General features: G+C 43.6%; 13 protein-coding genes. 3 read left to right on the plus strand and 10 right to left on the minus strand.

The genetic code is table 11. The features are described from left to right. From QZZ43_RS04955 to QZZ43_RS19570, 3 genes are all read right to left on the minus strand, one after another. Positions 1-399, minus strand: a 399-nt coding sequence (locus QZZ43_RS04955; RefSeq protein ID WP_291856817.1) for a tetratricopeptide repeat protein, incomplete at its 3' end; no start/stop codon positions are given. A gap of 688 nt (positions 400-1,087) precedes the next feature. Next, complete coding sequence (locus tag QZZ43_RS04960; protein WP_291856818.1) at positions 1,088-1,876, minus strand: polysaccharide deacetylase family protein; 789 nt, start codon at positions 1,874-1,876, stop codon at positions 1,088-1,090. After that, a complete protein-coding gene (locus QZZ43_RS19570) occupies positions 1,873-2,097 on the minus strand; it encodes a GIY-YIG nuclease family protein (RefSeq protein ID WP_367221265.1) in 225 nt (74 codons plus the stop codon). The genes QZZ43_RS04960 and QZZ43_RS19570 overlap by 4 nt, the downstream gene beginning before the upstream one ends. A 617-nt stretch (positions 2,098-2,714) precedes the next feature. Between QZZ43_RS19570 and QZZ43_RS04965 the strand changes: the two genes are divergently transcribed. The 3 genes from QZZ43_RS04965 to QZZ43_RS04975 all read left to right on the plus strand — a co-directional run bounded on the left by QZZ43_RS04965 (position 2,715) and on the right by QZZ43_RS04975 (position 5,135). Beyond that, the gene (locus QZZ43_RS04965; protein WP_291856819.1) at positions 2,715-3,623 is read left to right on the plus strand and encodes a DNA adenine methylase; all 909 of its coding nucleotides are present in this window, start codon (positions 2,715-2,717) and stop codon (positions 3,621-3,623) included. Positions 3,624-3,701: 78 nt separating this feature from the next. After that, a complete protein-coding gene (locus tag QZZ43_RS04970) occupies positions 3,702-4,190 on the plus strand; it encodes a hypothetical protein (RefSeq protein ID WP_291856820.1) in 489 nt (162 codons plus the stop codon). A gap of 303 nt (positions 4,191-4,493) precedes the next feature. Beyond that, entirely contained in the window at positions 4,494-5,135 is a 642-nt protein-coding gene (locus QZZ43_RS04975; RefSeq protein WP_291856821.1) for a GDSL-type esterase/lipase family protein, read from the plus strand. A gap of 196 nt (positions 5,136-5,331) precedes the next feature. On the opposite strand, the gene QZZ43_RS04980 is transcribed toward QZZ43_RS04975, so the two are convergent. The 7 genes from QZZ43_RS04980 to QZZ43_RS05010 form a co-directional block, all read right to left on the minus strand. After that, positions 5,332-6,009, minus strand: coding sequence for a hypothetical protein (locus QZZ43_RS04980; RefSeq protein ID WP_291856822.1), 678 nt, complete (start codon positions 6,007-6,009; stop codon positions 5,332-5,334). Between the two features lie 129 nt (positions 6,010-6,138). After that, a complete protein-coding gene (locus tag QZZ43_RS04985) occupies positions 6,139-7,143 on the minus strand; it encodes a beta-ketoacyl-ACP synthase III (protein ID WP_291856823.1) in 1,005 nt (334 codons plus the stop codon). A 310-nt stretch (positions 7,144-7,453) separates the two neighbouring features. Then, the gene (gene rpmF, locus QZZ43_RS04990; RefSeq protein ID WP_291856824.1) at positions 7,454-7,639 is read right to left on the minus strand and encodes a 50S ribosomal protein L32; all 186 of its coding nucleotides are present in this window, start codon (positions 7,637-7,639) and stop codon (positions 7,454-7,456) included. Positions 7,640-7,653: 14 nt separating this feature from the next. Continuing rightward, positions 7,654-8,232 carry a DUF177 domain-containing protein gene (locus QZZ43_RS04995; RefSeq protein ID WP_291856825.1) on the minus strand — a complete coding sequence of 193 codons (579 nt, stop codon included), beginning with the start codon at positions 8,230-8,232 and terminating at the stop codon, positions 7,654-7,656. A gap of 389 nt (positions 8,233-8,621) precedes the next feature. Then, positions 8,622-9,776, minus strand: a complete 1,155-nt coding sequence (locus QZZ43_RS05000) for a HAMP domain-containing sensor histidine kinase (RefSeq protein ID WP_291856826.1) — start codon at positions 9,774-9,776, stop codon at positions 8,622-8,624. A 294-nt stretch (positions 9,777-10,070) separates the two neighbouring features. Continuing rightward, positions 10,071-10,997 carry a ribosome small subunit-dependent GTPase A gene (gene rsgA / locus QZZ43_RS05005; RefSeq protein ID WP_291856827.1) on the minus strand — a complete coding sequence of 309 codons (927 nt, stop codon included), beginning with the start codon at positions 10,995-10,997 and terminating at the stop codon, positions 10,071-10,073. Positions 10,998-11,071: 74 nt separating this feature from the next. Beyond that, entirely contained in the window at positions 11,072-11,716 is a 645-nt protein-coding gene (locus tag QZZ43_RS05010; RefSeq protein ID WP_291856828.1) for a class I SAM-dependent methyltransferase, read from the minus strand. Positions 11,717-11,805 lie beyond the last annotated feature (89 nt).

Genomic DNA, 11,805 nt, shown 5'->3' on the forward strand with positions numbered 1-11,805 from the left:
TTTTACGGAGTCATTGAGTGTTTTAAGTACGGCAAGAGCTTTTTCAGGTTGCTGATTAAGATTGTAGGTTCGGGCAATGGTGCGTTGCAAATCTACTCCGAAGGGCGAAAACCTTTCGGATGCAGGAATAATCTTCAGCGCCTTATGAAAAAGTGTCAGTGCAGAATCCAATTGCTGATTGGTGTGTACAAAGCAGATGCCCAGCTGAGTCAAGGCGTCCACATGCCCCGGATTTATTACAAGAATATCAGAATACAGTGAAATAGCCTCCCCGTAATTTTTATCATCGGCGGCCACAAGTGCCTTCTTCAGTGTTCGCAACTGCAAGTCATCTCTACCGGCATCAACAGGCAGAGCTGCTGAAATCAACAGCACAAGGACAATTGCCTTTCGTGTCATATTGTGTAAAAACCTCATGTTCATGGTCTTCCCCTCTGTTATTACATTCTTTGTTACGACCATAAAATGTAAAAGATTGTATTTCAGGATAAACCACATTCAGATTTTGACCAACGAACAGAAATAGAGGATAAATGGCTCGGCTTTACCGAATAACTATTCCGGAAGCGCCTGATTGTTAGAAAAAGTAAAAAAACATGAGACATAGAGAGAAGGTAGGATGGTAGAAAGTTGCAAGTATTAATAAGATTCAGGGAAAATTGTTTTAGATGACACGTTGCAATCGCCGCGGATTGAAACACCTTAGAAACATGAGGGAAAAGGATTTAAGTTTATAGTCACGTGTGTATTTATAGAGATTGCTTCGGAATAAACCCTCGCAATGACCTTCGCTCTTGTTTGTAGGAAAGGGGAGACATCAGGGCGGCTTCGCTGCCCTGATGTCTCCCCTTTTACCATTGTGATGCTGTCATTGCGAGACCTGAGCCCGAAGAAATCTCTAATGACCAAAACGTTACTTTAAACATTGCTAAATGAAAAAAGGAATTAAAGCATTAGCGTTTTGCCTCTTAAATACATAATTCCCCTTCTCTGACAAATGAAGTCATGGTGGTAGATTTTGTGCCCCCAGAATCAAGCAGGTACCCGTGACGACGGCCGACACCTTTCTGCCATACTCCTTTTCTTCCTAAAAGTACTCCGCCACTTCGACCAGTGGCGCAACCCAAATCTCGTCTTCATGGGCCTGAAGATATTCCACTAATTGATTGTGTGCCTCCAGGGATACGTTCATATTGTGTTCGCCCCCTACTCCGTGAAATAAGAACACCAACAATCCACCCTCTTCGCGGGCTTTCTCCACCTGTGCAATCAATTCTTCACCGGTGTGGTTCATAGCGACAAAAGAACCAACCTCCATGCGATTGATTTCACCTTGCTTTTCGATGCGATAAACCACATCACGGGCGGCGGTAAACCAGCCGGAGATGGCTTCCACAAAAGACGAGTCTTCAGCAACTTTGTCGCCGCAGGTATAGGCAAATGTTCGTTGCTCTTTTCCGTCAATGGCTTTCAGAAAAGCATTGGCCACACGAATTTCCTCAGTCAGCCGGGAAAAGGAGTACGTGGAAAGATCCTGGTCGGGAAGAATCCAGTCGCGTCCGGGCAAACTGCCATCGCAGGGATGAAAAAGGGTGTGATTGCCCAACTCATGACCGTTTTTGGCAATCTGCCGCCAGTCATCCATTCGCTCCGCCAGTGCCAAAGCATTTCCGGGAACATAGAAAGTACCCCTCATACCGGCAGCATCCAACGCCGGAACCACATTGTCGAGATGCACATTCAACGCATCATCGTACGAAAGCACCACGGCTGCTTTGTGGTTGTTCCAGGGGCCTTCGTTTTGTTTGGTTTGAGCCTGGCAAGCAGTCACAGCCAATAGCCCGGAAATTGTAATAATTGATATCAATTTATTCATTTTTCGGATGGTTTTATTTTGATTTTGAATGCATCTTTAAAGTACCCTGTTCTATGTTGATATAGTCTCTGCTCCAGATTACTGGTAACGCTGGAATAAAAAACAGTATTGCTTTGGTTTAATAGAATATATACAAACCCTGTCTTATCCATTGGGATAGGAGTCGAAATGAATAAACTCACAAAATAGTAAAGTATTTTCAATTCAGAAAACCGCCCCATCCGGAAGTTGTATCAGAATTACCCCATCAACTCAATTCAAACTGTTATTGCTTCGGGGAAATAAACCCGCAAATTCAACTGTTACTGAGATTGCTTCGCCCGTTCATACATTGGGCATGGTATACTTTTTCTATGGTGTTTAAACTCTGCCTTACACCTTGTCATAGTGAATAATTCATCGTTTATTGTTTTAGTTCATCACGAATATGCTAAGACATTCGACACCTTCAGAGTCGCGTTTGTATTGAACAATTTTTTGCTATAAATATGGGAGACCTTCGGACTCCGGCATTTCATTCACCAAATCCAATTTGGGGTTTGGCACCGAAGGGGGTCACATATTTATAGAAAACCCGGGAGAGAAAAAGAACATGACCCCGAAGGCGGTCACATATTTATAGGCAACCCGAAAGGGAGAAAACACCGCCCCCGAAGGCGGTCGTATGTTTATATACCCCGAACCAATGCTTTTTTTTCCAATACTCTACAACCAACTAACACCTACCCTCCTCCAAATCCCTCCTTTCAAAAAAATGCATTACATTTGACAAAGGATAAATCCTACACGAAAAACGTATGGATTTGACACAATCACAACAAAAAACAGACGAATGAAAATGGCAAAACCATTTCTCAAATGGGCAGGTGGTAAAACACAATTAATCAACAACATCCACAGCGCATTGCCTGACGATGTTATTGTAGAAAATTTTACCTATATTGAGCCTTTTGTGGGTAGTGGTGCCGTATTGTTCCGAATGCTGAACAACTTTCCCCAAATTGAGAAAGCGGTCATCAACGACATCAATGAAGATTTAATCAACACGTATCGCACTATTGCCTCGAATCCGGCAGATCTTATTGCTGTCCTGGGGGAGTTGCAGAAAGATTATCATACACTGGAGGAAAAAAAGGAGGAAAAAAAGGAATATTATTATGCACGGCGTGCACAATTCAACGCGAGAACGACTGACAATACTACGCAGGCTGCATTGTTTATATTTCTGAACCGAACCTGTTTCAACGGACTTTACCGGGTAAACCGCCTGAATCAGTTCAATGTCCCTATGGGCTCCTACAAACGCCCAACCATCTGCGACAGCGAAAATATCTGGGCAGTGAGCGAGGCATTACAAAAAGTGAAGATACTTTGTGGCGATTTCGAAGCAACTCTCAACTATGCCGGAACCGAAACTTTTTTCTATTTCGATCCGCCCTATAAACCATTAAGCCAAACCTCCAGCTTCAACTCTTATGCACGTAACGAATTCAACGACACGGAGCAAACAAGATTAAGAGACTTTTGCGAAAAACTTGACCGCCGGGGCCATAAATGGATGCTGAGCAATTCGGATGTGAAAGACCATAATCCGGAAAACAATTTTTTCGACGATCTCTATTCTGGTTTTCTCATCTCGCGGGTAAAAGCAAGGAGAAATATTAACTCTGACTCAGCAAAAAGAGGGAAATTAAACGAACTTTTAATTACCAATTACGAATACGAACCCATAGCACAGACACTTTAATCCTGACTCAAACAACAGCTATCAACAAAAATGGTCGGAACTACCCAAGGTATCCGCCTGCAACACTAAATAGTAAACATGAGCACACTGGTAAAACAATTAAAGAATCAAAGAAAAGTAATTTTTGATCGCGGTAAGTTTGATGAATGGTGCGTCTGGGTTGTTGAACCCGACGGAATAAAAGTGGCCCCCCGTGACGAGGAATACTTTTCGGATCTGTATAAGATTTCGAAGACCTACGCTCCCTATAAAGTGTATAATGACTTTTTGGAAGTTTTCAACCGAACCACCAACACCATTGAAGAAAATGTTTTAAGTTTAATCGACAGCATTACCTCCACCTATTTGCATGGCGACCAAAAGCTTGTCGAGCAATGGTTTACCGTAGTCTATGCAGGAATGGTAGCCGAAGAGAACAAGGAGCATGCTGTTTTGAAAAAAAGAGTAAAAAGACTCGGCGTGTACCAGGTGCTGATTCTCGGAATGTCGGCAGCTAAGGCAGCTTCCTTCAGCAAAGGGAAGCCCTGGCGCGAGCTGGATGCGATTATGAAGAACTATGGATTTTAAAGGTGAAATTGAACCATACCAGGCATCAATAGTCTGGTAGAAAAAGCTTTAACGCAGAGACGCAAAATATTATTATGAGTGAGTTGAGGCCTGCCTGTTTGAGTTTTTTAACACCCTTAATATCAACTAATTGCAATCCCAAAACTTCGGAATCACCGGGTATTGAGGCATATAAGGGCTGAAGAAATGATGGAAAAATACCTCTTCTCCGGAGAAGGAGCAACCTGAAAAGCTCGTTCTTAAATTCAAGAACTTCCAATTCAGAAAACAGCCACCGCAAAGTAACTTTCAAACAAAATAAATATGAATAAGGCATTTACATCAGTCATGCTGACCTTACTAATTGGTTTTTCAGCCTGTGAGTCCCACCAACCGACCAAAGTAGCATGCGTTGGTGACAGCATCACCGAAGGATTTGGAATCTCCCCGCAAAGTGTTTTCAGCTACCCTGTAGTGCTGGACAGCCTGTTGGGCAATAACTACACTGTGATGAATCTGGGACGCAGTGCCACCACCATGCGTTACAACGGCGATTTCCCCTACCGCACCGCCAAAGAATTTTCCAATATTTTTGCTTTCGAACCCGATGTGATAGTCATCAAGCTGGGCACCAATGACACAAAGCCCAACAACTGGGATGCGGAGAAATTTGAAAACAGCTACCAGGCAATGATTGATACCCTTGGCACCATAGCTTCACACCCCCGAATTTACCTTTGCCTGCCGGTTCCCGTTTTTAAAACCAAATGGGGCATCAACGATTCCACCGTCGTGAAGGGAGTCATTCCTGCCATTAAAAAGATTGCCGAAACCAACCAACTTCCGGTTATCGACCTTTACGAACCCATGCTTGATAAAGGGGCCATGTTTTTCGACAGCATCCATCCCGATGCTCAGGGGGCAGCTGTAATGGCGAAGATAATTGCGGGGGAGATTAAGAATTAGCATTACAACCACATAACTTTAACCATATAAGGGTTTTAAGTTTATGAAAAAAGGGAGAAAAATGTGTGACCAAAGCCGCCATATTTTTCTCCCCTTTAATTTTATAGTCAGCACCTTAATGCGAATCCTAACCATCCGGGGAAGCAATCTCTGTAGCTTAAGCACTCAAATCAGTGATGCCGGATTTCCTACCCGACTAATCTTCCTCCTCACCTTCCTCAAACAGGTTCACTTCACATTCAAACTCCGTTTTTACGATCTCATCTTTGGTCAGCCATTTTTCTGATGTAATCATTTGATAATGACCGGCTCCTTTATCCTTTAAATCCCAAACAATACCCTCTGCTTCGGGAAAAGGAACTCTTCCTTCCAGCTGATCTCCAAACAGGCGCAGGAGCAGATTGTTGTCCGACAAGCCATGTACCAGCGCCTTCAGCACCAGTTCCTTGTTGATCTCCACATCTGCATTGTCTTTACATTCCAATTCAAAACCAATCACATTAACCTGGATATGCGGAAACTTACCGTTATAGGCCTTGTAGAGTAACTGATTCACCTCAAACAATGGCTTATGGAGATCAATCTCCGTATATTTCTCGGCCATTTTTTGTTCCAGCATCTCGTGTGAGAGATTATCAATTTGTCCCTCGCTCAGTTGACCAGACAACTTATAATCCAGTACTTCCCTGGCAGCTTCCCTCGGCTCAAACTCATTGATGGCCATAAAAAGGAAGTCCTTAACTTCATTGTCGTTCAAGGAGGAACCATCAGGCACCTCAAACCGGCTCAAAAGTTCTTTGAAATCCGAAAGACTCCAGGCACCCTCCAGTTCGTCGGTGTTCTTAATGTCATTAATCTTTACAAGAAATTGCATAAATAAAATTTTCTGTTCCTAAAGATAACCGATGAGACGAAGTTTTGTTGTGTAAATATTCAAAAAACCGGCACGGATTGAGTTATCAATCGGTGCCGGTTTTTTGGATAATAAAAGTATTCTTCAGCGCTATTTCCTATCCCCGTTGTATCCCCATTTCAAATAGAGGGCTCCCCACGTAAATCCGGCACCAAAAGCCGCCAGTATAAGATTATCGCCTTTCTTCAGCTGATTCTCCCACTCCCAGAGACACAGGGGCAACGTGCCGGCAGTAGTATTCCCGTATCGTTGGATATTGATCATCACCTGACTTTTATCAATTCCCATCCGCCTGGCAGTACCTTCGATGATGCGCATGTTAGCCTGATGAGGAACCAGCCAGTTGAGACTTTCAGATGTGATGTTGTTGCGTTCCATCACCTCCACAGCCACATCGGCCATCCTGGACACAGCATGTTTGAATACATGAGGGCCGTCCTGATAGATAAAGTGTTCCCGATTCTCAACGGTTTCATGCGAGGGCGGTTTCACGGAGCCACCAGCTTTCTGATGCAGGTAAACCCGCCCAAAACCGTCACTTTGCAATTTGTTGTCCATGATACCCACATTTTCGGTGGTGGGCTCCACCAGTACCGCACCTGCTCCGTCTCCAAAAAGAACACAAGTTGTGCGATCAGAATAATTGGTAATAGAGGACATCTTATCAGCGCCTACAACGATTACTTTTTTCTTGTTGCCCGATTCCACAAAACGGGTGGCTGTATCGAGGGCATACAAGAAACCGGAACATCCGGCATTGATGTCAAAGCTGTGCGCGTTGCGTATATCACACTTGTCCGAAATAATATTGGCGGTAGCCGGAAAAACATGGTCGGGAGTAACCGTAGCGCAAATGAGCATATCCACGTCTTCCGGAGAGGTTCCTGACTTTTCCAACAGCTGATTGACCGCCATCATGGCCATATCAGAAGTTCCTTTGCCTTCCCCCTTAAGGATTCGTCGCTCTTTAATTCCCACTCTGGAGGTAATCCACTCATCGGAAGTCTCAACCATTTTGCTTAATTCCTCGTTCGAAAGAACGTAATCAGGAACATATCCGCCAACGGCGGTAATAACTGCATTCAACTTTTCCATGGTAATGAACTGGATTTAAGGGGCTATTAATTTCCCGGTGCGTCACAGAAAGTGGCGGGCCATGGTTCAGCCCAGATAATGAAAGGACTTTGGCAGAACCAAAGTTCAACAAACAAAACTGCCCCTAAATGAAGCACTTAGGGGCAAATTTTAATTAATCAAATTTTGTAGTCTGCAAACCGCAGCAATATAATTCAATGTCCAAACTGCGAAAGTTTTCATATCGTCTTCAGCTCTGTTCCCAAAAAAAGAAACAAGTTGTTGCCGGATGACTAGCACTTTGCAACCGAACATCTCAATCAGACTTGACTTAAGCTGTAACTTCTTTCTCTACAGCAAGTTTTCCTCTGTAATGACCACACTCATCACATACCGTATGCATTTTGATGGTTGCGCCACAGTTGGAACAAACTCCCAAAGCAGTTATACCAGCTTTGTAATGAGTTCTTCTCTTGTCTCTTCTTGTTTTCGATGTTTTTCGTTTTGGATGTGCCATCTTATAACCTCTTTTTACTTGTTGTTTTTATTTATTAATTTCTTTAACTCTTCCCATCGGGGATCTATAGGTTCCTCGTCATCAATATCTTCATCATCAGATACCGAAATATCGTTGTGTACCATATACTCTTCCAGGCGCTCGAGCATTTCCGGGTCGCATCCGGGAGTGCCGTCTTCATTGTCGGGATGAATATGCCTGATGGGCACACTAACCACAATGAACTCATAGAGATAACTGCCAATATTAAAGGTATGTTCCTCGTGCGGAATAACCACTATTTCTTCTGTCTGTTCGGCATATTGGTCACCAAAATTAACGTAAAGTGTTCCTTCATAATCTATCGGAACATCTACATCGGACAAACAGCGGTCGCAAACAGTGCCAACCTCCCCGTTAATGCTGAAACGAAATTCCAGCATCCGGCTGCTTTTAATGAGCTTTACGGTGGCCGTTAGGTCACCTGTCTCTACCTGCGGCTGCTCAAACAGCTCAAAAAAGGCATCCTTCAACCGGTACTCAAAGAGGTGTTCTCCATCTCTAAGTCCTTTAAAGGCAATGCCATACTCTTTAAATTTCTTCTCTGCTGCCATACGTAAAAACTTCGCAAAGGTATAAAATATTCATTGTGTGGGAAAAATAAATCGGGAAAAAGTTTTTTATTATCATATTGAGTGGCGAGGTGGTGAACTGGTAAGAAACCGCATCACCCAATATTTCAGGAAAAACTCAAAATACTTAACTGCTTTATATAGTTAATTCACCTATGTTTCTTATGTGTTTCAAATCCTTTTTAGAGTTGACGACAAACTACTTTTCCCCATTCAGGGCTCTGTTTTCTTCTCTGTATAAACTTAACAGGGTTGCAACCTGCGTTTTGATCTAAAACCATTGGCCTCTCTTCTGTGGGAGGAATTGCAAAAGATAATGCTCCTTGCTCCATGCCCCATGTTCTCTGAACCTTACTCCTTGCCTCCTCTGCTCACCCTCTCATCAAAATCCTAAAAGTAGTGCCCTTTCCGGGAGCAGATTCCTTTACAAATATCCGGCCACTGTGATAATCCTCCACGATGCGGCGAACCAGGGTGAGTCCAAGACCCCAGCCGCGTTTTTTAGTGGTATAGCCCGGTTTAAAAACAGTTTTATGAAAATTACGGGCAATCCCTTTTCCGGTATCTGTGATGTCAATAAAGGTCTGATTTTTATGAGTTCCCCAGGAAAAAGTCAGCGTGCCTTTACCTTCCATTGCATCAGCAGCATTTTTACTGATATTCTCTATCACCCATTCAAACAGGGGACGGTTTACACGGATTTCGGCAGTCGCCATTGTGTCGGGAGGCTCTACACATATCTCCACACCTTTTGACAAACGGTGTTCCAAATACCGGATGACATCGTGCAGCATATCCGTAATATCCACATTTTTCAGTTCGGGACGTGCACCAATTTTGGAAAAACGCGCGGTGATTATCTGAAGTCGCTGAATATCGTGTCGCATTTCATCCACCAGCGAGGGATCCACCTTTTTCAACTCCAACAATTCCAGCCATCCCAGCAATGAGGAGGTGGGTGTTCCAAGCTGGTGAGCTGTTTCTTTGGCCATTCCCACCCAGACTTGATCCTGTTCCCATCGGCGGGCTGCACTAAAGGTCCAGTAAGCAAGCAAAACAAACAAGACCACCACAATTAACTGAACCACCGGAAACCACCGAAGTTTTCGAAGAAGAATGGAATCCGCATAATAGAGATACTGCATCTGGTTATCGCCCAGATCGATCTCAATAGGCTCCAAGCCTTGCTTCATCTTCCGGAGTTCCTGCTGAAGAAAAACAGCCTGGTTTTTCTGTGGCAATTCCAGATTTCGGTAAAAATAGATGGTATCCTTTGAATCAGCAATAATCAAGGGGACTGTAGTGTTGTTTTGAATGATCTCGAACACCAGTTCAAGCGACTGCTCATCAATATCGGGCCGGGCAAACTGCCGGTTAGCTTTGGCCCAAAGCTCCATTTTTCGGGTTTCTTCGTGTCTAAGTTCGGACGCCAGGCGACTGGTATAAAACAGGGAAGCCCCACCAATAATCAGGGCTCCTGTCATTAAAAGAAATTTCCACCATCTTTTCTGGCTGTAGATTTCCATTTATAGATTGCTTATGCCCCCGCGAGGGCTGTTATCCAATTCTTCACTTCTGCTGATGTGGTAAAAAGACCTTTGAAGAAAGAAACATCATTGTTTTTCAATGAGAGTACTAAATCCCTGGTAAATTCCCTGATATAAGCATCATCGGTTTTTTCTCACAGGCCGCTAACGACAAAACCAGAAACAAAAAAATAATATTTTCTTCATAGAACAAAAAAACAGAATGACTCCGGAACCCGGAAATAGGGGATTAAGCAATTTGGTATTTGTTGTCCTACTCAGAACCCACAGCTTCTACCGATACTTCTCGTCCCGGTTCAGGTAAATGCTCACATAGCTGTTGTAACGCAAGGAAGCCACATCTCCTCTTTCCACTGCCTCTTTCACGGCGCATCCCGGCTCATGCAGGTGAGTGCAATTATAGTAACGACATTTGGAAGCCACTTTAAATATTTCCCTAAAGTAGTGTGCCAGTTCTTCTTTTTCGATATTAAAAAGTCCGAAGCCCCTGATGCCAGGTGTATCAATAATGTACCCTCCAAACCCAAGCGGATGCATCTCGGCAAAAGTGGTGGTATGGCGTCCGGTATGATGTCGTTCGGAGATACGACCGGTTTTGAGGTTCAGTGACGGCTCCACTCTGTTGACCAGTGTGCTTTTTCCCACACCTGAATGGCCCGCCAGCAACGACACTTTATCTTTGAGCAATTCCTTCACAAACTCAAGGTCCTCATCATGTTTGGCAGAAGTGGTCAATACCCGGTAACCTATTTTCTCATAAATATCTTTATACTCTTCCAGTTGATCTTTAAGAAAATGGTCGTATCGGTCAACCTTATTGAATATGATGGTAGCGGGAATATCGTATGCTTCAGTAGTTGCCAACAGCCGATCGATAAAAACAGGTGTTGTAACGGGATAATTGATGGTTGCCACAATGATAGCCTGATCAATGTTTGCAGCAAGTATCTGGGTCTGCCGTGAAAGGTTTGATGCACGTCGCACAATAAAATTCCGGCGCTCTTTTATTTGCTCAATAACACCAGTTCCGGTACTTTGATCGAAAGAATACACCACCCGATCCCCTACGGCTACCGGATTGGTACTCTTCAACTCATCAAGCCGGAATTTCCCTTTTATCTTACACGATACAGGAGCCTCCTCATCGGATTTCACATTGTACCAGCTACCGGTCGATTTTATGACAACGCCTTCTCTCAAATGACCATTTTTTTATTCACTCAAAAATAATGATTTATCGGCTTCATTCACAATTCTGAAAAATTATTTTGTCGTTAACGGTCTTTTTTTCGAAAAATCACGACCCTCCTGCCATCCTCCAGAATCAGTTCGTAATGCCATTGACGAGCCATAAACCGGAATGTATTCAAAGAAAAAAACAAAACATGAGTGTCGTCGCGGGCATAAAACCAGTTTCGGAATTTCTCGGACCCCTGGTGCCACATCGACATAACTATCAGAAATCCCCCTGACTTTAACCGCTCATTGATAAGATTCATCTCCTTCACCGGATCATGAAAATGCTCAAAAGCCTCGGTAGAAAAAATAAAATCGAATGAACCATCCGGCAACCGGGGACCAAAAACAGGATCGTAATTCTGACAATTCAGTCCGTTCTCCCGGAGCAACACCGATAATGCAGGTCCCGGACCACTGCCAAAATCAAGCCCTTCCATCCCGCTTTCGAGAAAAGGAAGTGCAGGTTCAATGGCCTGATTTAAAAACCTGACGTACCCCGGGTCATTGATGTCATTTTCATGCTGCTCGTAACGCTTCCGCTCTTCGTCAACTGCAAGTAAATCAGTAGGAGCAACAAAAATCAGATCACATTCGGGACAGTGAAAATAATGTCTGTCAAGAGGCCCTTCAATAGCTTCAAGCCCTTTGGAATGGCTACAAAGAGGGCAATTTTGCTGCATCATCAACGAATTACATATACTTCAAATAATCTTTTACCTCCAGAAAGGCCTTTTCCAACCGAATCATGCGGTCGATCATAAACGTAAAT

Origin of the sequence: Marinilabilia sp. (assembly GCF_016278715.1) — a bacterium.
In the GTDB taxonomy this organism is placed as follows: domain Bacteria; phylum Bacteroidota; class Bacteroidia; order Bacteroidales; family Marinilabiliaceae; genus Marinilabilia.